Origin of the sequence: Leptothoe kymatousa TAU-MAC 1615 (genome assembly GCF_018739865.1) — a bacterium.
GTDB lineage: Bacteria > Cyanobacteriota > Cyanobacteriia > Phormidesmidales > Phormidesmidaceae > Leptothoe > Leptothoe kymatousa.
On record NZ_JADOER010000001.1, the window covers coordinates 39,084 to 63,865 of the forward strand.

Consider the following 24,782-nt stretch of genomic DNA (forward strand, 5'->3'; position numbering starts at 1 on the left):
TCCGTCAAAATCCTCCAAGGGACGTTAACCCGCCCACATTTACCCTTACCCTGGTGGGTCATATAGCCACATAGGCCAGTCATGGTGCAAGCTCCTGCCTCTGTTTTATACGTCAATAATGTGACAGGTCGCGTTCAAGGGTCTGGGACCCGGCGCTCGCCGCTCAGGACCCTGACCCAGGCATTGGGAAAAGCCACCTCAGGCACAACGGTGCAGCTAGAGTCTGGCACCTATGGCAATGGTGAGGCCTTTCCGCTGACGGTGCCGATCGGTGTGACGGTGATGGGGTTGGGGGACGCTGTGACCATTCGCGGCGGTGGCACCCTCGCCACCGAAGATGTGGGGCCCCAGTCCGTCACACTCCAGCTACGGGATCGGGCCCAGCTGCGCGGCATTACGGTAACTAATCCCCAGTCCCAGGGGGTGGGGGTGTGGCTAGAGGATGGCTCTGCCCTGCTGACCCGCTGCCGTTTCTTGGGCTGCGGTCGCGACGGCGTGTTTGTAACCGGCGATGCCATGCCGGTGCTGTTGGATAACGAATTTTCCCAGAATCAGGCCAGTGGGCTATTTATGGCGCGCCAGACCAAAGGCGAAGTGCGCCAAAATCGATTTATTAAAACCAGCTACGGCATTGCCATTAGCGATCAATCTGCCCCGTTGCTTGTCGATAACGACGTGCTAGAAAATCGCGCGGGCATTGTCCTGTCCCGGTCTGCTCGGCCTGTGTTGCGGCAAAATCGGGTGCGGCAAAACCAATCGTCTGGGCTGTGGGTGCAGGATACGGCCCTGCCCGATATTGGCCAAAGCCAGGACCTGGGGGGCAATTCCTTCCAAGACAATCGCCAGTGGGATATTCGCAACGATGGGCGGCAGCTGATCATCTCGGCCGGTAACTTTATCAATCCCAATCGGGTGCAGGGCAATATTCGCTATGTGGCCAGTGAACTGCCAGATCCGGTCGCGGTGCCTTCGTTGTTGCTCGGCAAGGTAAAGCCGGTGGGCCCGTTGCCAGAGCCCCCGCGTCCAACCCCGCCAGAATCTAATCTAGACAGCCGCTTTCGCGATGTGATGGGCCACTGGGGGGCGCCCTTTATCAACGCCATGGCCAAGGCAGAGCTGGTAAAGGGCTTTTTTGATGGTTCGTTTCGACCCGATGCGCTGGTCACCAGGGCCCAGTTTGCCGCCCTGGTGATGGCGACATTCCCTTCCACCGGGGACAATCAGCGGCGATTCAAAGCTTTTCGCGATGTGGCCTCCAATTTTTGGGCCCGCAAGGTAATCTACCAGGCCCAGGCCCAGGGATTTATCGCCGGGTTTCCCGATGGTACCTTTCGGCCCAATGATCCCATGACTCGGGTGCAGGCCCTGGTGGCATTAATGAGCGGGTTGCGTTTTGGCCAGGGGCAAGCGTCGGAGCTGGGCGTATACGATGACCGGGCCCAGGTGCCCACCTATGCCGTAGAAGAAGTGGCCATTGCCACCCGGCGCAGCATTGTGGTGAACCATCCAGATGTGTCTAAGCTGCGGCCCATGCAGCCCATTACCCGTGCCGAAACCACGGCCCTGGTGCACCAGTGTTTAGTCAACCTGGGGCGGATGCAGCCCCCCAATTCTCCATTTATTGTGCGGCCCCAGGTGGCCAGTAGTGCCGCCAATGTGGCTGTGGCCCACTGGGCCGATGATTTTTGGCAGGCCCTGGTGGCTCAGAGCTTTCTCAAGTCCACTTGGGCGCCTACCGATGCCATGACCCGCGCCGAATTTGCCAGTTTAGTATTTGCCGCCTTTGCCCCCAAGCCTCAACGGTATCCTGTGGCGTTTCGTGATGTGCCAGAGGCCCACTGGGCTGCCAACGCGATTCAAATAACCTATCGGGCTAAGTTTCTATCTGGGTTTCCTGACTACACCTTTGCCCCGGATCAGCCCATCCTCAAGATTCAAGTTTTACTGGCCCTGGTGAGTGGCCTCAATTTACGCACAAAAGGGACGGCGGGACTGCTATCCCGTTATGAAGATCACGATCAGGTGCCCCGCTACGCTGCCGTTGCGATCGCAACGGCCACCAAACTCGGTTTAGTCTTTAACCATCCCAACCTCGATATGCTCACCCCCAACCATGTGGTCACCTGTGGTGAGGTCGCCGCCATGGTGTATCAAGGGCTGGTATTGCGCAAACGAATGCCCCCCGTGGGATCTCCCTATCAAGTGGTGATTGCAAAATAGGCAAACCCCCATGGGTTTAGAAAGGTCCTGCTGTTGTGGGCACTAACCCCGGCGGAAAGGCACACATAGGAGGCCGTAATACTTACCCTGTCCAAGGTGGATGGTTGCTTCTCAAAAGACTGCTTTGCTAGCACAATCAGTCCATAGCAAAGGCGTCAATTTTCTTCCTTCGCCAGATTTTTTTGGGTAAGTGTTTTAAACAACACTCATATGATGGGATGATGGGTCGTAACGGTTTGTTACAAATGGCTCATTAATCAAGTTAATCAATTAGAGGACAGTGCAATGGCAGAAATCCAATTTGCTCGGGGTGTAGCTGAGGAAGTGATTCCAGACGTGCGGCTGACACGGGCCAAGGATGGTAGTGACGGTACTGCAACCTTCTATTTTGATGAGCCCAAGGCCCTTATGGAAGAAGGGTTTGAAGTAACCGGTCTATATCTAGTAGACGAAGAGGGTGAACTGGTTAGCCGTGAAGTGAACGCTAAATTTATCAACGGTGCCCCGGCGGGTCTAGAGGCGCGTCTGCTGCTTAGGAGCCCTGACGAATGGGAGCGGTTTATGAGATTTATGAATCGCTACGCCGAGGAAAAGGGACTGGGCTTTACTAAGACCTAGGCAATGGTGAATTCGGAGTTCGGAGTTCGGTAAAGCGCTGGCTGCCGAATTCCGAATCCTAACCTCCGATTCCCCCATCCCAGCACAGTGAACTCCCCTTCCCATGCCCCTTCCCCACCCCGATCCAGAATTCCGACCAGCGATGTGCGGTGTGATCACCGTGAGCGACACCCGCTCTGTGGATACGGACAAAAGCGGCCAGCTGATTAAGGCCAAGCTGAAGGAGGTGGGGCATCGATTGGACGCCTATCGGCTGGTTAAAGATGAGCCCGATAAAATTGCTGCCCTGGTAAAACAACTGGCCCCATCGGTGGATGTAATTATTAGCAACGGTGGTACCGGCATAGCGCCACGGGACACTACCTACGACGCGGTCTCCACCCTATTAGAAAAAGAAATTCCTGGGTTTGGCGAAATTTTTCGCCAGCTTAGCTATGCTGAAATTGGTGCTAGGGCCATGGCCTCTCGGGCCACCGCCGGGGTGTATAAATCTACGCTGATATTTTTACTGCCAGGATCGAGTAACGCTGTCCGGTTGGCCATGGATGCCTTGATTTTGCCGGAATTGCAGCATCTGGTGCGGCAGCTGAAAAGCTAGGGGCGCGGTATTACTTTGGGACGTGGTTCGGGGTTTTCCGCAATTCCTCTAGGTTCTCTTAACCAGATCTTTACCTGGCACCCAAACGCCCCCGCTATAGTGAATCTTGGTATTTTTTGGAGTTGCTGAGTCCCGGTACGATTTGATGCGTCCTATTCAGACTAATAATCGGTTTTACCGATCGTTCAACTTACTCAATCAGCAACGTCATATTTTTCACTGTCGCCCACTGTCTACCGTGGCTCGGCTGGGAGCACTGTTTGGGGTGGTTTTCCTCAGCAGCTGTGGCCAGCACCTAAATATGTCTCGCATCGAGGCCAATATCCAGGATGATATTGAGCGCCAGGGACGTCGGCTAACCCTGAAAGATGTGATTTGTCCCAATCGTGTGGCCAAACAGGCAGAGTTATATTTTCGCTGTGTGGGTGAGTTGCCCGACGGTGAGCAGTTCACCATTAATGTGACCCAGCAAGATGACCAGGGCAATGTGGTGTGGAATGTGCCCAGTTCTAAGGCGCTGATCAACCTGGCCTCCTTAGAAGAAGCCATTGGAGCAGAGATTAAAGCTGCCGTTGGCAAGCGATTGGCCATTGACTGTGGCGATACCTATCGGGTGAATCAGCGGGGGGATACCTTTGAGTGCGACGTTGTGGGGTCTGGTACTGTGGCCTCGGGTCGGGTGGAGTCCATTTTGGTTAAAGTGGCCGCAGACAGCAATTTAGAATGGCAGGAAGTGGTGGTGGGTAGTGGGCCTGCGGCGCCTACTCCAGGGGCGGCGGTGGCGGCTTCCACACCGGCTACTGCCGCCACTCCGCCCCCAGCTGAACCCGCTGCGGCCAGTGGTGAAACGGCAAAGCCAGCCTTGATAGGCGAAGGGGATGACGAGGATGAAGGCGATCGTCAGTAGCGCTTGCTAGGGAAGACCTTAGTGGGCTAGCTGCCCGTGCAAAAGTTTGAGACCCAGTAGTTTTGATTGGCAATGTTCGATTGGCCCACAACCAAGGAGATAGGTAATGGCAACTGTATTTGACTTTCTAGCTAGGGGTGGGCCGGTGATGGTGCCCATTGTTGGGGCGTCGGTGCTAACAATTTCTTGCGCCCTAGAACGGACGCGTTTTTGGTCCGACCTGCTGCGCCGTGAAGGCAAAATTGTCAGCGATGTGCTGAATGCGGCTCCGCGGGATTTGAATGAAGCGGCTGCGATCGCAAACCAGCACAGCGACACCCCCATCGGTCGTTTTCTCCATGCCCCCTTGCGGTTGCGCAACGCCTCCCCCGAAACCTTTCGCCTGGCCATGGAAACCGCAGCGGATCGCGAATTCGTAAAAATGCGCCAGGGCGAAAAACTGCTAGAAACCATCGTCGCCATTTCCCCACTGTTGGGGCTACTGGGAACCGTAACCGGCCTCATTGCCACCTTCTACAGCTTAGACATTGGCGGCAGCGGCGGTGGCGAAGGTGCCAGTAAAGCCGCCGCCGGTATTGGTGAAGCCCTAATTACCACCGCTGCGGGCATGGTCGTCGCCATTTTGGCCCTGCTGGTCCTGCGGGTGCTCGTGTCCCTCCAGAGCCAGCAGGCCGACTACTTTTCCGAAGCCGGTAACGAACTAGAGCTAATCTACCGACAACAGTGGTACGAGCCTGCGCTGCTGGCGTCTGAGAACGGCCATACCCCCGAAGACTCTCCCGTGCCGACCAATTATCAATAAAACAACAGTCTCTACCCTCTAAAAATTTCCTATGCCCATCGGTAAACGCAGAGAAAGTAAAATCCCTACCATCGATCTGGTGCCCATGCTCACCGTGATGATGGGGGTGCTTGCCTTCTTTGTCGTCATCGCCGTTTCCTTGGGTAGTGAGCAACTGATCGAGGTGGAACTACCGCCAGAACAAACCGAGGACGTGCCACCGGATCAGCTACCCTCCGCCAATGAGATTTTCATTGTGGAGATGGATGAAAACGAAGAGACTTTTCTCAACGGCCAGCCCATGGATAGCGCCCAGTTGACCTTAGAAATTGAAGAATATCTCTCTAAGAACTCTGATAAGACGGTGTATTTAGTGCCCGACCAGGAGCTTCCCTACGAGAATGTAATGCAGTTTTTGGGTGATATGCGTGCGGTGGGCGGAGACCGGGTTTCCCTGGCCTTAGAAGATGGTGAAGAGGAGTTGTAAGAACCATGGGATTACGAACTCGCCGTGAGAATTCAGGAGTGCCAGAGGTGAACCTGGTGCCGATGATGGATGTGTTGATGACGGTGCTGACGTTTTTTGTCATCATTTCCATGGAACTGAGTGGCGTGCAGATTTTTGGGGTGAGTTTACCCCAGGCGGTGTCGGGCGTTGATGAGGACGTGGTTGAGAAGGCGGAACCCTTGGTGATTGGTCTGCGGGAAGATGGAAAGACAGTCTATAACGAAGAGGCGGTAACAACTTCAGCATTGGCTCCGATTATTCAGGGGTATTTTGCAGAGAATCCCGATGGCTTTGTGATGTTAAAGGCGGATCGGACATTGCCCTATGCGGATGTGGCCAAGTTGTTGGCGGACCTGCGGGGCATCGGTGGCAAGCGGGTTTCGTTGGCAGTGGAGTAACGAAAGCAGACTAAGTCAAAATGAAATGCCAAAGTAATACCCCTCCGTAGGCGCATTACAACAATTACCAAAAACCATCAAGACTAAGATGAAACCCAGGTAAAACAGGGTCGCCCGATAGCTGTTTGGGTTGTTGCAAAACCTCTGCTACACCATCGGGTCGATAAATCTCCACCTGTTTAGCCCTACGATTTAGCAACCAGCCCAACCTCACCCCATTTTCCAAATACTCCTCCATCTTTGCCTGGGCATCCTTCAAGCTATCCGTCGGCGACATCAACTCCATGACAAAATCCGGAGCCAGGGGCGGAAACTTCTCACGCTGTTGGGGCGTTAGGGCTAGCCATCGTTCCTGCTTTACCCAAGCAATATCTGGTGACCGATCTGCCCCATTGGGCAAATGAAAACCTGTGGAAGAATCAAACACCACCCCTAATTGGTATTGCTCATTCCACACCCCAAGGCGAATTAAAAGGTTGGCATTCCTTGCCCCGGTTTCCCCTTCTGTAGGCGCCACCACTACCAAATCTCCCTGGGAGGTGCGTTCCAATTTCCATTCTGGATTTGCCCGACACAGGTCATAAAACTGTTCCGCTGTGAATAGTGCCGTAGCCGGCATTTTCAAAATGGACTGTGTCATGGCTAAACCCGATTAACACTAAAGGTATTCTAGCGTTTACGCCTGTCCCTGATACGAACGGTCCATATTTTGTCAGGGGGCGGACGCTGTCTGATGTCTCAACGTGGCTCCACAGGACTACGTATTCGTGTCATCGGCGACTCTTTGGGCACACCCACCTACGTAATACACTATTTATGCAGTTAGTTGCTTGCCCCTCTGCGTCCTTTTGTCTCCAAAGCCCCCATGGAATCCAGTTCCCTAACCAATATTTTTCTCCCCCTAGCCCTATTTATCATCATGCTAGGCATGGGCCTAGGCCTCACCGTTGCCGACTTCAAACGCATTTTAGTTGAGCCCAAAGCCGTTATTCTGGGCCTCATCGCCCAGCTAGTGCTACTCCCCTTTGTCGGATTCGTACTGATAAGTTTCTTCTCCCCAGAGCCCCAAATCGCCGTGGGCATCATGATTTTAGCCGCCTGCCCCGGTGGCCCCACTTCAAATTTGATCAGCTATCTGGCAAAGGGCAATGTCGCCCTATCCATTACCCTAACGGCCATTAGCAGCCTGATTACCGTATTTACCATTCCCCTGGTTGTTAACCTGGCCATGCAAACGTTTCTGGGGGCTGACGCCGCATTGCGGCTGCCCTTGCTAGAAACCATTGGGCAAATTGCGGTGATTACGCTGATTCCGGTGTCCTTGGGCATGGTGCTACACAATAAAGCCCCTAGGTTTGCCGCCAGGGTGGAAACCTGGGTGAAGTGGCTGTCGTTGTTTTTCCTGGGGCTGATTATTGCGGGGCTGTTGGTAAAAGAACGGGCCAATGTGGTGGATTTCTTTGCCCAAGTGGGGGGCATTACCTTTGCCCTGATGGCCATTTCCATGTCGTTGGGCTATGGGATTGCAAAACTCGCAGAGCTCGATAACCCAAGCGCCACCTCGATCACCATTGAGGTGGGTGTTCAAAATGGCACATTGGCCATTGCGATCGCTAGCGGGGCCACATTTTTGAACAACCCCACCATGGCTATTCCCGCCGCCATTTATGCCCTCTTGATGTTTGTTGTCAGTGGCGTGTTTGCTTGGTGGGCCCAGAAACAGCCCGTGACGTTTGACGTCGCCAATAACAATTAATCATCTCATCCAAAAGCGCCTCGATGAATATACTCATCGAGGCGCTTTTGGGATCGCTGTATTATGCTGCTAGGTTAGAAGATAATACAGGCGTGGGGTTTATTGACTGCGGCGGCGCTTGGCCATAGCCAGCATGCCAGCCAACGCCATGGCTACGGTAGCGGTCGGTTCAGGGACTTCAGTCGGCTGGGGGCCAGGCTCATCCACAGGGGGCTTCTCTTCATCGGCTTCGAGCAGGGGCAAGAACCCAGAGGTATCAAAGGCCCACTGACTGGTGCGCACATCGCCGAGAAAATCACAAAATGAGCTATCGGTCTCACAGCGTGTGAAGTCGTTGGTGAAGTTACCCTCCCCATCGTGCTTAAACCCGTCTTCCAGGTTGGCGCCGCTGGGGAAGTTGTCGAACTGTGTTAGCGCCAGGGTATAGTCGCCTGCTGCCAACATCACGTCGATGAGCGCATCGTAGCCCTGGCCAGTGCTGGGGTCTGTTGCGACGGTTCCAGAAGCATCATCATCGCTGATGGCAATAAATCTACCGGTCTCATTAAACAAGCTGAGCACCGGGTCGAACCCGCCAGCAGCGATAACAGTACCGTCCGATTGGGTGCCACCACCATAAGAATAGGTTCTCACGGTGACCTGTGAATCGGTTCTTAGACTGAAGTTAAACAGCTGTACCTCATCATCTTGAGTGAATGCGCCACGGAAGGATAGGTCAGCAGCAGAGGCTACACCGCCGAAGCCGAGAGTGGTCACCATCGCACCAGTGACCATCCCCATTAGGGCTGACAATGGTTTCATTTTTTGAGTATTCTTAAAAGACTGTTGAAGCGTTTCAAATGTGCACCGCCGCTCTACAGGTATATAGATCTAAAACCTGTTTTTCAATTGTTTAGAACGGTACTAATGCAACAACGGTAGAAATCTGATAACGGTAGCCCTGCTTCTATTGGATGCGCGTAAAACCGGTAGAAGATAATCGTCCCAGCTGCTAAGAAGCAAACCATGGGAATGGTGTCCCGCCTGATAGTGATAATCTAAGTAATTTACCTGGCTACCAACAAGTCCATCGCCCCAACTTCAACAAGAACTCAATTAATCTTCGTTAGATGTGAAATTCCGCTATGTTTGCACCGTATTACCGGGAACAGTCTGGGGATTGATGCGACAGAAAGGCCTGCAAGCGGGCTGACGGTGGCCAATTTTGCTTTCTGGGGTCAACTGGCACAGCCAACCTATGGCCGTTGCCATTCGCCGATGTTCCAGGTGTGTAAATCCCAGGGGGTTAGCTCAATGCCGGTGAGCCGATTGCTGACGGCGTCGATGTCTGCCCGGTGAACGATGGGCATGACGGCATAGTCTTGAATCAGGGTATCGTTCATCTGGATTAGTAGGGCCGTGCGCCGGTTTGTATCAAGTTCTGTTGTTGATTGTTGCCAGAGGGTATCGTAGTCGGGGTTGCAGTAGCGGCTATAGTTTTGTCCAGACCAGTTGTTGGCTTTTTGGCTGCTTTCGGCGCAGGTGTAGGTTTTGAGGTAAGCGCCAGGGTCGGGGTTGGTGTTGCCGGTGGCAAACATCTGGAGGTCGGCGTAGAAGTGTTCGACGGTATCTTCGCTGGCGGGGTCGCCGGAGAAGTAAACGGCGGGGTCTAGGGAGCGTAGTTCGGTGCCCACGCCGATGGTGGCCAGGTTTTGTTTTATGATTTCCTGGGTCTTTTGCCGCACCGGGTTGACTGACGTAATGAATAGGACCTGCATTTCGGTGCCGTTGCGATCGCGAGTCCCATTGCCATTGCTGTCCACCCAGCCCGCATCATCCAGCAGCTGGTTAGCTTTATCTAAATTAAATTCATAACTAGTATTTTCCGATCGGTAGCTATCGGGCGATACCAAAAAGTTCACCGTCCCTTTACCTGCGGGGCCATAGAGCTGGTCGGCGATGGTATCTCGATCAATGGCTAGGCTAAAGGCTTGACGCACCTGGGCGTCGCTAAAGAACGGATGGGGAAACTCTTCGCTAGACCGTTCGCCACTGCTGGCGGTTTGGTTCGGATCGGTAAAATTAAACAAAATACGCTCTACTAAAGAGCCAAAGCTGGTGACAAACTGCCCCTGCCCCCCAGACTCTAACTGTTTGAGGATGGGCGCTTCCACCTGAATGTTGTAGGCAAAGTCGGCATCCCCCGTTTGCAGCACTGCCCTAGCAGCTGATGCCGCATCGCCGCCGCCCTTCAGTTCCACCCGCTCAAAGCCCACCGCTTCTCGGTAGTGGGGGTTGGGTTCATAGACCACCACATCCCCTGGTTTAAAGTCCACCACCTGGTAGGGGCCAGTGCCAATGGGCACCAGGTTAGCCGGGGCTGAGCGAATATTGGCCCCATTGAACTCCTTAAATATATGGGCCGGTAACACCATGCCGCTGGTGCCGGTAAAGACTAAAGACCAGGCGGGATTGGGCTCGCTAAAGGTGATTTTAACTTCGGTGGGGCTGAGGGCTTCAACGGTTTCAATGGTTTCATACACCCCGGCGGTGGTGCTGCCCACCTCCGGGTTGGTCAGCATCTCATAGGTAAAGACCACATCCTCAGCGGTGAACGGCGTGCCGTCGGACCACAGCACATCGGACCGCAGGGGCCAGGTGACGGAGGTGCCATCGCTGGCCACACCACCATTTTCCACCGTGGGAATGTCGGCGGCTAAAAAGGGGCGTAGGTTGCCGGCTGCGTCAAAGCTGGCCAGGGGCTCTAGGGTGATGCGGCTGGCTTCTGAATCTTTAAACCCGTTGGAGAGGTGGGGGTTCAGAATGGTGGGCGCTTGCCAGTACAGCAGCTTAAGGGTGCTGTCGTCAGCGGTTGTTCCCGGTGTGGCGTTATCGGTGCCAGGACGACAGGCCCCAAGACCGGCAATCAAACAGCAGCTAATCAACCAGCGAGCAGGGCGTTTCATGGAGGGGTTATGGAAGAAAACGAAGGCCGTTGCAGGCGGTGGCGAGCATCCAATAAATGCCATGGCCGATGCCTGCAATACTTGAGAACGTATCGTAGTGCGGATTGCTAACGCTAGGTAAAAAAAATCCCACAGTTTTAACGTTTAGAACACGTGTGATGATGAGAAATGGCATCATACAAAGGATGCGCTAAGGATTTCTATGAAGCAACTGGTTGAGTCGTTTTACTCCTGGTACCGCACGAGTCTACGCAATCCTAAATACCGCTGGTTGATCATTGCGGGCACCCTCGCTTATTTAGTGAGCCCCATCGATATCTCCCCCGATGTGTTTCCCATTGTGGGGTGGATCGACGATGGGATTTTGCTTACCTTGCTGATCGCTGAAGTGTCCCAGCTATTTCAAAGTGCTGCTAATCGAGCCGAAGAGACCCCTCCGGCAGAGGACACCGTCAAAAACGATGACGACAGTGTCGTGGTTGATGTGAATGCCCAAGAAATTCCCTAGGGGGGCGTCGGCTTTGACACTGCCCTAGCCCGTACAGCATCATTAGCCGCTTTCGCTTATGGGCATCTGGCGTTTATTCTGTGGTTTCAGCATCTTCTGTTGATGCGTCACTTTCCGAGGGCGTGCTTTCGATCTGGCTATTCTTTACGGCCCTGTCCGGTGCGTTCTCTACTGGGGTAGCCTGTTGCCAGTTGGCAATATCCCAGGTGCTGGCATCCCATGGGGTAAAGGTATAGCCCGTAATCCGATTGCTAACGGCATTGGCCAAGGAGCGATGCACAATGGGTAAAACAGCCACATCGTCCGCCAGTAGCCGGTCCATTTGGCGAAAGAGTTCATTGCGGGCTGCGGGGTCGATTTCACTGCGGGCAATATTCCACAAATAGTCGTAGTCCGAGTTGCAGTAGCGGGCGTTGTTGGGTTTTTGCCAGTTATTTTCCAAGGCGGCAATGTTGTCGCAGGTCCACCAGCTCATATAAATAGTGGGGTCAGGAATATCGTTGCCGATGGCATATTCCTGCATGTCGGCATAGAAATGGTTGATGCTGTTGGTTTGGTCGGGGTCCGCCGAGAAAAAGTCGTCGGTGCGTATCCGCTCAATTAGAACATTAATGCCAATGTCTGCTAGCTGTTGTTGCACCATGGCTTGGGTGGCTTGGCGAATGGTGCCAATGGAGGTTTGGAAGATGAGCTGGAGGGGTTTGCCGTTGCGATCGCGCACCCCATCTCCGTCACTATCTACCCATCCGGCTTCATCCAATAGGGCCTTGGCCGTTTCCACATCATGCTTAAACGGAATTGGCTGTTCCCCAGCCGGATTCGGCGCTACCAAAAGCTGTGATGTGGCCTGGCCCAGGTCGCCATATAACTGTCTGGCAATGGCTTGGCGATCGATGCCATAGTCAATGGCCTGGCGCACCCGAAAATCGCGCAAAATCGGATGGGGAAAATCCTTACTAGACCGTTCTTTTGCCTGGGTTTCCTGGTTTGGGTCCGCAAAGTTCAGCATAATGCGCTCCACCTGGCTACCAAAGGTGAGCAACAAATTGCCCGCTGCTCCAGTTTCTACCAGGTCGATCAGCGCCGCCGACTCCAGCTGAATATTGTGGGCAAAATCAGCCGTGCCATCCCGTAGTACATCACGGGCTGCCACATAGGGCGGCACATCTCCTAAAATCTCCACCCGCTTAAATCCGCTGTTGAGGGTATAGCGATATAGCTCGTTGGGGGCAAACAATAGCCGCCCCTGGGCCTGGGTGAGATAGCGGTAGGGGCCAGTGCCCACCGGTTGGAAATTGGCAGGGGCTTCCCGTGCCTTGCGGTTATTAAAGTCCTTAAATAAGTGTTCTGGCAAAATCAGCCCATTGAGGCCGGTAAATGGCGTTTGCCAACTAGCCGTGGGCTGTTTGAAGATGATTTTGACCGTGTGGTCATCCACCGCCTCTATAGATTTAATATCCCGGTAATACTGGGCTGTGACCGCCGCCACGTCCTTATTAATAATGAATTTATAGGTGAACACCACATCTTCAGCCGTGAGCGGTTCACCGTCGGACCAGCGCAGCGTTTCCTGAAGCCGCCAGGTAACGGAACGTCGATCTTCGCTAATGTCCCCATTTTCTAAGGACGGCAGATCCGCTGCCAAAATCGGGACTAACTGCCCATCAGGGCCATAGCTCGCCAAGGGTTCATAGATAATACGAGCGGCTTCAAAATCCTGAAACCCAGTGGCTAAATGCGGGTTTAAGGTGACTGGAGAACGACTATAAATCAGGGTGAGCACATCGGGGGCCGTTACGTCCGAGTCGAGGTCGTCACTGTGGGGGGAGTCAGGGGCGCCGGATGTAGACTGGGTCAGCGGTTGGCAACCACCGAGGAGCATGGCTGCGAGCAAAAGGCCAACCATCCTTCTGTTTGGTCGATGTCTGTGGTGTCCTAAAGAGATAGACCCGGAAAAAAACATGGTTGCCGTCGCGTTCTATTGGTGCCTGTCTGATACTAGCCTTTGGTGTTGCCAAGTTGGGTAGACCACTTGGGAAAGTGGCACGGTGTTTTGATTTTCTCCTGAAGTTTGTATGGTGCCTAGAAGATTTGATTGGTAGATGCACCCTGATGTCCTCCCCGGCGGGATTCCGCTGGGGATTTTTTTTGCCTTCTTTCCGTTGAAATCATCACGTCATACCCAAGGTAATCTGGCACCGTCGGCCGCAAATTAAAACAGCGCCTGGATAGTTCTATCCAGGCGCTGTTTTAATTTCGTTAGGGCACAGACCTATTATTCGGCTGCAGGGGTTTCGCCATCGCTGGCTGCAGGGGTTTCTGCTTCGGCCGCAGTTTCTTCAGCCGCAGTTTCTTCGGCAGCGGGTTCTTCACTAACCTCAGGTTCTGGTTCAGGCTCAACCTTCTTCGTCGGTCTGGGGCCACGCATTAGGGCCGGGTTCACAGGGGGCTTTTTCTCGCGTTCGTCACCCTTACCTTTGCCTTTGCCTTTGCCCCTACCTTTGCCTTTACCTCTGCCCTTATCTTGGGCGGGCTTGCGCTCCCTTTCCTCTTCGGGGGGACGATCTTTCTTCAAAATAGGCTTGTCTACCATGGCGCTCCGTCAATTCTTGCCTAGTGATCCTAACATTTGCTTAATGATTTACTTAGTTCGCTTTTCGGAAGCTCGTAAACCAAACCTCGACTAATGTACGAGTGCTTTTGAGGCTGGGGGCTTTGGGGTCGATTTAACTGGGGCGCTCAGGGCCTCTTCTAGGGGCGCAATCCCCAGTTGCTCCTCCAAAATATCCATGACTTCGCGGCCAAAATCATTGGGGTTTTGGCGAAATGCCTGGAGGCAAATGTCGCCAAAGAAAGAGCCCAGGGGTTCTGGATTCCACAGCAGCTTGTTGGCCACCCAGGGCAGGTGAATGGCTAGGGGATTGTAATCCTCTTTGAGGATATTGTTTTCGAGGGCGTAGGTTTCTAGGTGGGTGTGGGGCTGTAGCCCAATAAAGAAAATGGCGGGTTCTACTTTATCGCGACCGAAAATTTCTTCTAGGGCTCGATGGTAGGCAATGGTTTGGCGGATCGTGTCCGGACGTTCGTCGATGACATTAAAGGAATAGTTAACGGAAACTAAGTCGTTAAATCCGGCGGCTTTTAGATCGCGGCAGTTTTGTAAAACGGTGCGCAGGTTGTACCCCATGCGCATTTTTCGCACCAGTTCCTGGGACCCACTGGTAATGCCAATTTCAAAGTAGTTCATCCCGGTTTGCACCATGAGGTCACATAGTTCCGGGTTGAGATTGTCGGCACGGATATAGGCGGCCCAATGAATGTCGTCCATGCCAGAGGCGACAATCTTTTTCAGTAGATCAATGGCATCGTCTATAAACCGACGGGCTGGAATAAACTGGGCGTCGGTAAACCAGAAATTACGAATGCCGCGATCGTAGAGCTGTCGCATTTCTTTGACCACTTCGTCGGCAGGGTTGATGCGTACCTGTTTGCCTTCTACAACGGTGTAGACACAGTAACAACAGTTGTGGGGGCAGCCACGCTTGGTTTGGACACCGATGTAGAAGTCGTTTTCCTGTAGGTAGTATTGGAAATCGGGCCAGATTTTTTCGATATAGCTATAGTTGCAGGCGCTTTTTTCGATGGGGTTGGGCCACTCGTGGATTAACCGTTCGCGGGGTTCTGTTTCACCGACAATGTAGCAGCGCTCTTGGGCAATAGATTCTTGGCGTACCAATTTTTCGAGCAGTAGTTCCCCTTCGCCGACGGAGACAATCGCACCCTTGGGTAGCATACTGGCGACCTGCTCGTAGAAGACACTAACGGCCCCCCCGCCTACCACCAGTTTTGCCTCTGGCTGATAGCGTTTAGCGCGTTTAAAGCCTCGTTTAATCAGCCCTGTGTTTTGCCAAAGTTCGTTCAGGTAGGTACTTACCATGCGTAGACCACCCATCGCTCCCCGAAGCTTCACGAGGGGGTTGCGGGCATAGTTAAACTCAAAGGCATTTTGTAACGGGTTACCGCCTCGGCCGCCGACCGGTGCATAAATCTGAATATCGCGCCAGGAAAACACCAGCATATTGGGCTGAAATTTGTCGATGCAGCGATCTAAAGCGGCGCCGAAATCTAGGGGAGGAATGGTCCCTAGGTCGAAAATTTGCTGCTCTATATCAGGAAAAACTTTGTGCAGGTGGTCTGCTAAATAAACCACACCGATGGGAAAGATGGGGTTACAGGGAAGCCGTACATAGAGAACGCGGTTAGCCATTGCTGCACAAATACCTAAGCTATCGTCAAAAAATGAAATGAATTTTCAGTTTTTTCATATATCTTTACGATAGCACCGCTCATTTTCTATTTCACCGTCAGCGGAAACAATTCTTGCCTAAAGGATTCAATGCCTTAGGTGGGGCGTTGCGTTTCTAGTGCTCTGGACGGGAGCGCTGATGGGCAACGCCATAAAACTCTTTGATGATTGGCCCAGTTTTTTATAGTTATTAGCCGGTTTTATTGTCATCTTATTGGCATATTTGCAATGTTATTTAACGTGCAAAGGCTAATAGAAAAACTTTCTTGAATGGGCTAACTGTTAATTATTATTTATTGAAAAAGATAAAGCCTTTCCTATTAGGTAAGTGCCACGTTAGGATCAGTTGAAAACGTTTGTAAGCTTGGCTTTCGATGAATAATCGTTGAATATTATTTCGCGGTAGTATTTTTTGGGATCCCATGTGCAACTGTCGTCAATCGTAGCGGTTGTGACAGGTTTAATTTTTATCAAAGCCTCGTTGGTAACAGCTTTTACAGTTGTTCGGGATCGGCCAATGTTATCCTCATAGATACTGTTAGCAGACCCATGTGCTCTCTTCTTTTCCCATGACACAGACACTTGATCCCGTTCCATCTGATAGCGCTGGCAAGATTTTATGTTGCTATGTAAATAGCACCGGTAAAATTCAGGTAGCTAGAATTACAAATGTTGCTAATTGGTACTTCGAACGCGTTGTTTTTCCAGGGCAGCGATTAATGTTTGAGGCATCCGTTAAAGCGCAGCTGGAGATCCATTCTGGCTCGATGGCGAGTTCCATTGTGGAAGATACGATTCCCTGCGCTCGGTTGCAGATTGTGCAGCCAGACTCTTCTGCGGCTGAGGCGGTGGTTAATTCATCGTTGGATAGGACCGCGGTGGCTTCTGAGAAAGTGGTATCTGAGATGCAGCCTATGCATGTGAACGGTTGAGTTTTCTGGCTTAGGGCAAAAGCGTTAGCGTTTTTTGTCTTGGGGAAATAGGTTAATAGTTCCTGTTCGTCGCGGTTGCCATGGGGTAGCCGCTTTTTGTTGAGCTGGCGCTGCCGCTTTCTCCGGTGTCGACAATGTGGTAAAGCTTACACAGCTCCTGGGATCAGAGCCTTGGGGATGATTGCTACCAGTACCAGGCCTATGGATCTGCCTTCTTTTATTTGGTTATGGCGCATTGCCGCTTGGTCTATGGGGCTTTCTCTAACGTTATATATGGCGCTTTTGCTAACGGGGGGGCGAGTTTGGTATGGGCGCTCCCATCAGCAGGAACAGCCAGCTTGGCTCAGGATCACCCATTTGGTGCTGGGGGGGCTGTTGGTGGCGTTGGTGCTGCTATTGCTGAGTATCGGTATTGTTGGCACCCTCGGTGAGCACGGTAGTCTGGGGCATTCTTGGCATTTATGGGCTGGGTTAACGGTGGTGGTGTTGGTGCTATCTTCTGCGATCGCAGCCAGCCAAATCCCTAACTATGCCTGGGCCAGGTCGCTACACGTCACCCTGAATGCGCTATTGCTAATGGCGTTTTTATCCGTTACCTACAGCGGTTGGACCGTTGTACAGCAGTATTTGCCCTAGGGGTCTCCACGTTACCCCAGGGTCTGTAAACTAATGTTACGCTCTAGAAGCCTCATGTTTTCTGGTTCACAGTTATGACTTCGGCTGATTCTGCCTGCGATCGCTTTCGTATTTCGCCGTTGATTAAGGTGACATTGCTGAGCTTTTACATTGCCCTGCTGTCGCCATTGCCCTTTTTAGCCCAGGCTACAGATGCCCCCATCTCCCCGGCGGTGTTAATGGTGCTGGCGGTTTTGGGTGCCTTGTTTTTAGGGGCTGGCCTAGGGGAGCGGGTGCAGACTAACGACGAGGGCATTGCCCTGGTGTCGCCGTTGCCATGGCGGGGGTGGACCTTGGCCTGGGCCGATATTAAGGCCCTCAAGCCCCGATCTACTGGGCAAAATGGCACGGTTTACTACTTTATTACTGAGGCGGCGGATCGGGCCTACCTACTGCCCATGCGGGTGGTGGGATTTGCCCGCCTGGTGCGTACGGTCGAAGCTAAAACCGGCATTGATACTCAGGATGTGACGCCCTTGGCCCAGCCTTGGATGTACCTGTTTTTGTTGATCATGACGTTTTTTCTGCTGTTGATGGACGCTTGGACGATTTGGACGGCCACCCATTTAGGGTAGGGGAATGCCGCTGGTGCCATGGGAATAACGCTGCATAATGGATGACGCCATTCTTGAATTTGTGGATGTATCGTTGCGGGCCAGTGTGGGCATTGGGCTGCTGCTAGATCGCATATCGTTTGCGATCGCACCCCAATCCCGGGTGGCTGTTGTCGGTCCGTCGGGGGCCGGCAAAACCACATTGCTGCGTCTGATGAATCGCCTCAGCGACCCCACCAGTGGTGTTATTCGCTATCGTCAGCGGCCCCTGTCCAGCTATTCGGTGGTGGCACTGCGGCAAAAAATTGGCCTGGTGATGCAGGAAAGTCGCTTGCTGGGGCAATCTGTAGAAGCCACGCTTTGCTATCCCGCTCAGCTACAAGGGATGGATGATAGCGCCGCCCGGCAACATATTGCCCCTTGGCTAGAGCGGTTGAAAATTCCCAAGGATTGGTTGCCTCGCCAGGCGGTGGAACTATCCATGGGGCAGCGTCAGCGAGTTGCGATCGCCCGCACCCTCGCCACCCAACCCGACCTAATTCTCCTAGACGAACCCACCTCTGCCCAAGACATGGGCTATGGCCAGCATCTTTTAAATTACCTAGCTAATTCAGACAGCACCATCGTCATGGCCAATCACCAGCTAGACCTCGTCGCCGACTGGGCCACCCATGTGTTGCATATCCAGCATGGTCACTTAGCCACCTACAAACCAGTCCACGAAATTAACTGGCCCGACCTCAGACAGCAAATCGTCGCCGCTGAAAAAGCAGACAGCTGGGACGAGGACTGGGATGAATAGGCTCTACCCGACAGGGCCCCTACCCGACAGGGCCCTGTTGTCAGTTAGGGGCCCTGTTGTCAGTTAGGCATTTTACCCGACGGCATTTACCGCATTAACCGCCCCAATACCCACAGGGCGAGGCTGATGTAAACGCTCAATATTCAATCGATAACCAACATTGCGCACAGTCTGAATCACACTCGGTTGACGCGGATCCACCTCAATTTTCTTACGCAACGATAAAACATGGGTATCCACGGTGCGTGGATTATCAATGGCATCGGGCCAGGCACGCCGCAGCAAGTCAGCCCGACTGAGGGGGGAGCCCTCCGCCTGGGTTAGCACATAAAGTAAACTAAATTCCTGGGGTGTTAGGTCAATAAACTGCTCTTTAAACCGCACGCGGCGCTGCACTAGATCAATGTTCAAATCCCCATAGGCTAGGGACGCTGGTGCTGTCAGCTTTCGATTTCGACGGGTTAACGCCTCTATCCTTGCCAAAAACTCTTGCATGCCAAACGGCTTTTTGAGATAGTCATCAGCCCCCGCTTGCAAACCAGCTACGACGTCCGGTTCCCCAGACTTCGCAGACAAAATCATAACGAGCGGTCTACCCCGCTGCTGTAACCATTGGCATAGCTCCAAGCCACTACCATCAGCAAATTCTGTTTCAAGAATGACCAAGCTAGGCTGGGCCGTCTGAAACGTTTCCTTGGCCCGCACTATATCAGCAGACTGATTGACTCGATAGCCTGCCTGCTGGAGATGCCAACTAAGTAGCGATCTCAAATGGGGATTTCCTTCAACGATTTGAATACACGTAGAGGCCACAGCTAACTATCGAAGCCCAGGCTTCATAACACTCTCGTAGAAGAGTATCAAAGACTTCAGGAACATTTTGTAGTTGCGGCTACGGGGCGACCAGACATCCGTATTTCTGTCCATCGCCAGTGTAGTTTTTCTTATAAACCCTCATTTACCACCTAAAGGCCAGCACAAGGACGTAAATCTATGGTTTAAACCCTAATATTTGCAAAAGAAACCACTCCGTACATCGATGAAACTGATAAAATCTTAGAGAGACTACTGAAAAAACAAAAAAACTTTACATAATAATTAAGTGTGCTTAAACGTCGCACTTAGTCGGGTTTTCAGTAATTTCCACTCCGTATCTACCCCTTCACGGTTTCATCAGCCCCTTTGTTCTTTCGTCACTACGATTACCTGTACCCCTCGGGTAAATGTCGGTTATTTAGCAGAACTTTGACGATTAACCCCCCATTATTTAGCTATCCATAGCGCCAGAAAATAGGTCACGAACCAGTGGTTTAGAGGAGGCCCAACAAAATATGCTTCAAGATGCCAAAACAATTCGCTTCTACCAAAGAGTTACAGATGCTTTAGTGGATCAGTGGAATCGTGGATATCGCTCCGATGATTTACGTCGCTATGTGGCAGGTTATTTAGCCGCTCTTCGCCATTCTGATGCGCTAGAGCCCTACCTGATTCATCGTCTCGAAGAAGAAGTTGGTCGGTTTTTATTCGATTCATCCAACTTTGCGATGGCTCAGCCCGAACCAGACTATCGTTAATCACCAGATGCGTTATCTAGGTCCGTAGTTGCATAGAAAAGGGGCAGCCGTGGCGCTGCCCCTTTTTGTAGCTGAAATAAATTTATTATTTTCAAGCCAAACAGAGTCTAAGACGCCAGGGCAACTTCTACCATTTCCTGAAGTTTGCCGCTCTGGTATAGCTCAATCATAATGTCGGAGCCACCAATGAATTCACCATCGATGTATACCTGGGGAATGGTGGGCCAGTTGGAATATTCTTTGATGCCCTGGCGAATATCAAAGTCTGCCAACACATCAACGGTTTCATAAGGTGCCCCCAGGGAATTGAGAATTTGGGCCACATTATTAGAAAAGCCACATTGGGGCATGAGTTTGGTGCCCTTCATGAATACAAGGATTTTATTGGATGTGACTAATCCGTCGATTTTTTCTTTGACTTCTGGAGACATAACTACAGCACTCAATGATTACCTAATGTTCGACATTACTAGCCCATGGAGTTAGCAATGTGTAAATAATTAACGATTGTAATGGGATTTGATCGGTCTGGATGCAGCAAGACTTAGCTTTGCTGGCTCCATTCCTCTGGGGTAAAGGTTTTGAGGGTGAGGGCATGGAGATCGCCAGAGGCCATCGCAGCATTAACGCTGCCATAAACTAGCTGATGCTGCTTTACCAAGTTGAGCCCTGCAAATGACGTGGACACAATGGTGGCTTGGTAGTGATCTTGCGTTCCGGTTAGGTCCTGAATAGTTACCTGGGCATCGGGCAGTTTAGCTTTGATCAGTTGCTCTATTTTATCGGCAGGAATCATAGGAGATGGCAGATAGGGAGATAGATGATCCTAACTTGGATAGGCTGGCTTTCCCACATTTATCCTAAACCCGTTCGTGGGTATCACTGCTCAGCGGAGGTGGCCGTTTCTTCGTTGGCGACATATGGCTGGCCGACAAACCCAATATCAAATAGCTGATCGTAGGCCCGTTTACCTAAATCACGACTAGGGTTTTGACTGTTGAGCACTTCCACGAGTAAAGGAATCGCCAGGGAGGACTGCTGCTGCGCTTGATAGGCGCTGGCCAGTAGTAAGGTAGCTTCATCTCTAAGTTGAGCCGCTTCCAGGGCTTTTTGGCGGGCTTCATCACTAATGCGACTATCAATGCCCTTAAAGGTGGTAAACAGGCTTTGGTAGTAGCTGGAGCTAGTATTTAGGGTCTCACGGGCATCTTGGAGACGGACAGCCGCAGTGGCATTGTCGCCATTGGCACTGGCGGCATTACCTTCTGCGATTAAAATTTCCGCAGCGACAATGCCAATGGGGCTATCGTCCTGGTTTAAAGGACGAGCGGCACCGGCCACTGCGTCACTGGGGTCTTCTGAGCCTGTGCGGCGATAGGGACGACCCATAAAGCCAAGTTCAAAGAGCTGGCGATAGGCATCTAACCCTAAATCTCTGGCTGGGCCCTGGCTTTGAACAATTTCGATCAAAAGCGGGACCGCTAGTGAGGCCTGACCTTGGGCTCGGTAGATCAGGGCCTGGCGCAGGGTGGCCTGGTCGCGCATTTGCGCTGAATCTCGGGCACGGTTACGCAGGTCGCTGCTAATGTCTGAATCGATGCCCGTAAAGGCGGCACCAATGCTCTGGTAGCTGGTGGAGGTTTCGTTCAGGGTTTCGCGAGCAGCCTGTAGTTTACGGATGGCTAAATCATAGTTTTGGTCTTCAATGGCGGTCTCTGCTTCCGCCAATAGACCTTCGCCAACGGCAATGCCAAGGTCGGTCACCCCTGCTTGGGCTAGGAGATGGCTTGGCACAGCTTGGTTAGATGTCTCTGTAGAAGCGGCACTGGGGGACGCCATGAAGGTTAAGCTGGCAGCTGCTCCCAACAAGGAGAGCATACTAGGTTGAACGATGCGCAGTAAGGAAACCATGGGGCCAACTAACAACTAAAGCGATTACAGGTGGAATAACAAAGCGTAACGATTTGATCTCCAGGGGATCATTAGGGTCGAGACCCTACTATATCTTTACGAAGATATCGTTACAGAGGCTATCAATATATAAGTCTTAGGTTTCCAGGCATTGTGCCTATTGTCAAAGTGGATAGGGTCTTTGGGGTGTCTGAAATGGTTGCAGGAGAAAGCTTACAGGGCGTCAATCCGGAACAGGCAGGATTGATTTTGCAGCGGGGTGGCGAAGAGCTATGGCTATATAAGGTGGCCAATTGGCTCACCTTGCGATTTGAAGATCTTGCCGAACAATCGTTGGTCCTGGAAGATCTAACCCGCCAGTGGCAGCCCCTAGAAGTTAGGTCGGTGGCCCAGGGGCAACTGGTGGCCCTGAAGGTGAAGCGTCAGCAACTGGAGGACTATTTGCAACGGGCAAGGCAGCTACCCCAGGTGCGATTTGCTAGCCATGTCTATGAGCTGGCCGCCAGCCCGAACACCCATCTCTATTTATTGGAACAGTTAACGGTACAGTTCGCTGCGAATTTTCCCCTGCGGGAGATTGATGCTTTAGGGCAGGAGCTGGGGCTAATTCGTACCAAGGGATTGGCGGGGGTGGAGCGTACCTATGTGTTTCAGGTGGGGCCATCGGCGATGGAAAACCCCATTAAGCTGGCGAATCGTTTGATGCGCCATGCCGCTGTGCTGGTGGCGGAGCCTAATGTGGTGATTTCTACGGCACCGTTGTACCGTCCCCAAGATAATCTCTACCGACAGCAGTGGCATCTCCAGCATCAGGGGGGCAGAGGGCTGGTGGTGAATTCTCATATTAGTGCTGAAAAAGCCTGGGATATTACTCGCGGGAGCCGTTCGGTGGTGGTGGCCGTTACGGATGATGCGTTTGATCTAAATCATCCAGACTTGCAGGGCATGGGCAAGCTGGTGGGGCCGCGGGATTTGAAGAATAAGGATGGTTTGCCGATGCCGGCCCAATCCTATGAGAACCATGGCACGTCGGTGGCAGGGTTGGCGGTGGCCGAAGAAACGGGTAGCGGTGTGGTGGGGGTGGCGCCGGGCTGCAGTTTTATGCCGATTCAAACCACTGGTTTTTTGGATGATGAGTCGATTGAGCAGCTATTTGACTGGGCCGTGGCCCAGGGGGCTGCGGTGATTTCTTGTAGCTGGTCGCCAGCGGCGGTTTATTTTCCCCTCTCGTTTCGCCAGCGCAATGCGATTAATCGGGCGGCGACGCGGGGCCGCAATGGTAAAGGCTGTGTGGTGTTATTTTCGGCCGGGAATGCGAATCGTCCTTTGAATGGCAAGGTCCAGGAATTGGGCTGGCCCAGGAATGCATTGCGGGGGGTAACCCAGTGGCTGGGCGGTTTTGCCATGCATCCGGATGTGATTACGGTGTCGGCCACCACGAGTTTGAATCGGAAGGCGGTGTATAGCAACTGGGGGAAGCAGGTATCGGTGGCGGCGCCGAGTAATAATGGCCCACCGAGTATGGCTTTGCCCAATGTGGGGCAGGTGGAAACGGGACCACCGGTGAAAGGTGCGATGGCGGGGTTGGGGATGACCACCTGCGATCGCACCGGGCAAACTGGCTACAGCCGCAGCGACTACACCAGTTCCTTTGGCGGTACCTCCAGTGCCTGCCCTGTGGTTGCGGGGGTGGTGGGGCTAATGCTGTCGGCTAATCCAGACCTCTCGGCCGCAGAGGTGAAGCAAATTTTGCAAGACACCGCCGATAAAATTGAGGACACCAGTCCTGACCCGCAGCTGGGCTTAGCCTACGGTCGCTACGACAATCGCGGCCATTCCCTGTGGTTTGGCTATGGCAAGGTCAATGCCTATCGAGCCGTTAAAGCTTGCCGCGATCGCTACCTATCCACACGACGGCTGAGCAAGACCCTAGAGCAAACGAGCGCCGTGACCTTAACCATTCCGGCTAGCCGCACTGACCTCCAACGCGCGGGCATTACGATCAATCAGCGGGGCAATTTGCAGGATATCCAAGTGTATGTGGACCTGCGCCATCCCTTCCTCGGTGACCTGAGCGTGTCGTTGCGTTCGCCCCAGGGTAGAACGGTTTTGCTCCAGGGACGCACCCTGGGGCGTCAAACCCAGCTGCGTAAAACCTATACCTTTGAAAATACACCGGCCCTAACCCTAGTCATGCATGAGGGGATCCATGGCCGCTGGCAGTTGGACATTGTGGACCACACGGAGACGCACCCAGGCCAATTGTTGCAGTGGTCCCTCAAACTAGGCATCTAGCGCACATTTATACGTAATTTGGCCTATGGAGATTTCCATAGTGTTACAGGTGCACGGATATTTAGTGTGTGTAGTAATAAGGTTGGTAACACAGCTTACGCACATTCCTTTCTGAGAATGTTAAATTAGGGATATGACGCTTATTAAAGTGAAACACTACTGCTAATAGTCTTAGCAATTAGATTCACTAGTGTTGTTCCCCTATCCCTATCTACATTCATTAGATATACGGATAGTCACAGTGAACATTGCCGAGAGGCAGAGACATCAGGGTTTGGTTTTTGGACTGGGGTATGTTTTGCCCCATTGTTGTATATCAGTCAGGTGTATATCAGTCAGGGTTAGCGGTTGAGTCAGTAGACCACGCACAGGGTAACGATTAGTTTGCTGTTACGGAGAATACGTAGCTGCCTGGCTGTAAAAGTTTTTACCAACTTCATCAGATTTTACCTGGGCCGAGAGATATTTCTTGAAAACCTTACCATCGGCGTTCG

General features: G+C 52.5%; 25 protein-coding genes. 15 read left to right on the forward strand and 10 right to left on the reverse strand.

Annotation, left to right across the window (positions count from 1 at the left end):
• Nucleotides 1-81 precede the first annotated feature (81 nt).
• The 7 genes from IXB28_RS00155 (at nucleotide 82) to IXB28_RS00185 (ending at nucleotide 6,030) form a co-directional block, all read left to right on the forward strand.
• Entirely contained in the window at nucleotides 82-2,220 is a 2,139-nt protein-coding gene (locus tag IXB28_RS00155; RefSeq protein ID WP_215616521.1) for an S-layer homology domain-containing protein, read from the forward strand.
• Between the two features lie 285 nt (nucleotides 2,221-2,505).
• Complete coding sequence (gene psb28 / locus IXB28_RS00160; RefSeq protein WP_215616522.1) at nucleotides 2,506-2,838, forward strand: photosystem II reaction center protein Psb28; 333 nt, start codon at nucleotides 2,506-2,508, stop codon at nucleotides 2,836-2,838.
• Between the two features lie 103 nt (nucleotides 2,839-2,941).
• A complete protein-coding gene (locus IXB28_RS00165) occupies nucleotides 2,942-3,436 on the forward strand; it encodes a MogA/MoaB family molybdenum cofactor biosynthesis protein (protein WP_215616523.1) in 495 nt (164 codons plus the stop codon).
• Nucleotides 3,437-3,581: 145 nt separating this feature from the next.
• Nucleotides 3,582-4,343 (forward strand): DUF4333 domain-containing protein, encoded by a 762-nt coding sequence (locus tag IXB28_RS00170; RefSeq protein WP_215616524.1) that lies wholly within the window; start codon nucleotides 3,582-3,584, stop codon nucleotides 4,341-4,343.
• Between the two features lie 106 nt (nucleotides 4,344-4,449).
• Nucleotides 4,450-5,145, forward strand: coding sequence for a MotA/TolQ/ExbB proton channel family protein (locus tag IXB28_RS00175; protein ID WP_215616525.1), 696 nt, complete (start codon nucleotides 4,450-4,452; stop codon nucleotides 5,143-5,145).
• 31 nt (nucleotides 5,146-5,176) lie between these two features.
• Nucleotides 5,177-5,611 carry an ExbD/TolR family protein gene (locus tag IXB28_RS00180; RefSeq protein WP_215616526.1) on the forward strand — a complete coding sequence of 145 codons (435 nt, stop codon included), beginning with the start codon at nucleotides 5,177-5,179 and terminating at the stop codon, nucleotides 5,609-5,611.
• A gap of 5 nt (nucleotides 5,612-5,616) precedes the next feature.
• Nucleotides 5,617-6,030 carry an ExbD/TolR family protein gene (locus IXB28_RS00185; protein ID WP_215616527.1) on the forward strand — a complete coding sequence of 138 codons (414 nt, stop codon included), beginning with the start codon at nucleotides 5,617-5,619 and terminating at the stop codon, nucleotides 6,028-6,030.
• A gap of 64 nt (nucleotides 6,031-6,094) precedes the next feature.
• Here the strand turns inward: IXB28_RS00185 and IXB28_RS00190 are convergent, their stop codons facing one another.
• On the reverse strand, nucleotides 6,095-6,670 hold the full coding sequence (locus tag IXB28_RS00190; protein ID WP_215616528.1) for a Uma2 family endonuclease: 576 nt from the start codon (nucleotides 6,668-6,670) through the stop codon (nucleotides 6,095-6,097).
• A 225-nt stretch (nucleotides 6,671-6,895) separates the two neighbouring features.
• Between IXB28_RS00190 and IXB28_RS00195 the strand changes: the two genes are divergently transcribed.
• Nucleotides 6,896-7,786, forward strand: a complete 891-nt coding sequence (locus IXB28_RS00195) for a bile acid:sodium symporter family protein (protein WP_215616529.1) — start codon at nucleotides 6,896-6,898, stop codon at nucleotides 7,784-7,786.
• A gap of 99 nt (nucleotides 7,787-7,885) precedes the next feature.
• On the opposite strand, the gene IXB28_RS00200 is transcribed toward IXB28_RS00195, so the two are convergent.
• Nucleotides 7,886-8,587 carry a DVUA0089 family protein gene (locus tag IXB28_RS00200; protein ID WP_215616530.1) on the reverse strand — a complete coding sequence of 234 codons (702 nt, stop codon included), beginning with the start codon at nucleotides 8,585-8,587 and terminating at the stop codon, nucleotides 7,886-7,888.
• Between the two features lie 434 nt (nucleotides 8,588-9,021).
• Nucleotides 9,022-10,731, reverse strand: a complete 1,710-nt coding sequence (locus IXB28_RS00205) for a peptide ABC transporter substrate-binding protein (protein ID WP_215616574.1) — start codon at nucleotides 10,729-10,731, stop codon at nucleotides 9,022-9,024.
• 202 nt (nucleotides 10,732-10,933) lie between these two features.
• On the opposite strand from IXB28_RS00205, the gene IXB28_RS00210 reads away from it, so the two are divergent.
• Nucleotides 10,934-11,239 (forward strand): YkvA family protein, encoded by a 306-nt coding sequence (locus IXB28_RS00210; RefSeq protein ID WP_215616531.1) that lies wholly within the window; start codon nucleotides 10,934-10,936, stop codon nucleotides 11,237-11,239.
• 73 nt (nucleotides 11,240-11,312) lie between these two features.
• Here IXB28_RS00210 and IXB28_RS00215 read toward each other — a convergent pair whose 3' ends face one another.
• The 3 genes from IXB28_RS00215 to IXB28_RS00225 all read right to left on the reverse strand — a co-directional run bounded on the left by IXB28_RS00215 (nucleotide 11,313) and on the right by IXB28_RS00225 (nucleotide 15,506).
• Entirely contained in the window at nucleotides 11,313-13,145 is a 1,833-nt protein-coding gene (locus IXB28_RS00215) for a peptide ABC transporter substrate-binding protein (RefSeq protein ID WP_246559551.1), read from the reverse strand.
• A gap of 369 nt (nucleotides 13,146-13,514) precedes the next feature.
• Nucleotides 13,515-13,832: a hypothetical protein gene (locus IXB28_RS00220; RefSeq protein ID WP_215616533.1), complete on the reverse strand. Its 318-nt coding sequence runs from the start codon at nucleotides 13,830-13,832 to the stop codon at nucleotides 13,515-13,517.
• Nucleotides 13,833-13,922: 90 nt separating this feature from the next.
• Nucleotides 13,923-15,506, reverse strand: a complete 1,584-nt coding sequence (locus IXB28_RS00225; RefSeq protein ID WP_215616534.1) for a photosystem II high light acclimation radical SAM protein — start codon at nucleotides 15,504-15,506, stop codon at nucleotides 13,923-13,925.
• A 608-nt stretch (nucleotides 15,507-16,114) separates the two neighbouring features.
• On the opposite strand from IXB28_RS00225, the gene IXB28_RS00230 reads away from it, so the two are divergent.
• From IXB28_RS00230 to IXB28_RS00245, 4 genes are all read left to right on the forward strand, one after another.
• Nucleotides 16,115-16,477: a DUF1830 domain-containing protein gene (locus tag IXB28_RS00230; protein WP_215616535.1), complete on the forward strand. Its 363-nt coding sequence runs from the start codon at nucleotides 16,115-16,117 to the stop codon at nucleotides 16,475-16,477.
• A gap of 201 nt (nucleotides 16,478-16,678) precedes the next feature.
• Nucleotides 16,679-17,113, forward strand: a complete 435-nt coding sequence (locus tag IXB28_RS00235) for a DUF4079 domain-containing protein (protein WP_215616536.1) — start codon at nucleotides 16,679-16,681, stop codon at nucleotides 17,111-17,113.
• A 74-nt stretch (nucleotides 17,114-17,187) separates the two neighbouring features.
• Nucleotides 17,188-17,727, forward strand: a complete 540-nt coding sequence (locus tag IXB28_RS00240; protein ID WP_215616537.1) for a hypothetical protein — start codon at nucleotides 17,188-17,190, stop codon at nucleotides 17,725-17,727.
• 37 nt (nucleotides 17,728-17,764) lie between these two features.
• The gene (locus IXB28_RS00245) at nucleotides 17,765-18,508 is read left to right on the forward strand and encodes an ABC transporter ATP-binding protein (protein ID WP_215616538.1); all 744 of its coding nucleotides are present in this window, start codon (nucleotides 17,765-17,767) and stop codon (nucleotides 18,506-18,508) included.
• A 72-nt stretch (nucleotides 18,509-18,580) separates the two neighbouring features.
• Here the strand turns inward: IXB28_RS00245 and IXB28_RS00250 are convergent, their stop codons facing one another.
• Complete coding sequence (locus IXB28_RS00250) at nucleotides 18,581-19,321, reverse strand: response regulator transcription factor (protein WP_215616539.1); 741 nt, start codon at nucleotides 19,319-19,321, stop codon at nucleotides 18,581-18,583.
• A 518-nt stretch (nucleotides 19,322-19,839) separates the two neighbouring features.
• Between IXB28_RS00250 and IXB28_RS00255 the strand changes: the two genes are divergently transcribed.
• Complete coding sequence (locus tag IXB28_RS00255; protein ID WP_215616540.1) at nucleotides 19,840-20,082, forward strand: DUF6761 family protein; 243 nt, start codon at nucleotides 19,840-19,842, stop codon at nucleotides 20,080-20,082.
• 107 nt (nucleotides 20,083-20,189) lie between these two features.
• On the opposite strand, the gene grxD is transcribed toward IXB28_RS00255, so the two are convergent.
• The 3 genes from grxD to IXB28_RS00270 form a co-directional block, all read right to left on the reverse strand.
• Complete coding sequence (grxD, locus tag IXB28_RS00260) at nucleotides 20,190-20,513, reverse strand: Grx4 family monothiol glutaredoxin (RefSeq protein WP_215616541.1); 324 nt, start codon at nucleotides 20,511-20,513, stop codon at nucleotides 20,190-20,192.
• A gap of 113 nt (nucleotides 20,514-20,626) precedes the next feature.
• A complete protein-coding gene (locus IXB28_RS00265) occupies nucleotides 20,627-20,878 on the reverse strand; it encodes a BolA family protein (protein ID WP_215616542.1) in 252 nt (83 codons plus the stop codon).
• Between the two features lie 83 nt (nucleotides 20,879-20,961).
• Nucleotides 20,962-21,993, reverse strand: a complete 1,032-nt coding sequence (locus IXB28_RS00270; RefSeq protein ID WP_215616543.1) for a hypothetical protein — start codon at nucleotides 21,991-21,993, stop codon at nucleotides 20,962-20,964.
• A 153-nt stretch (nucleotides 21,994-22,146) separates the two neighbouring features.
• On the opposite strand from IXB28_RS00270, the gene IXB28_RS00275 reads away from it, so the two are divergent.
• A complete protein-coding gene (locus IXB28_RS00275) occupies nucleotides 22,147-24,288 on the forward strand; it encodes a S8 family serine peptidase (RefSeq protein ID WP_215616544.1) in 2,142 nt (713 codons plus the stop codon).
• Nucleotides 24,289-24,782 lie beyond the last annotated feature (494 nt).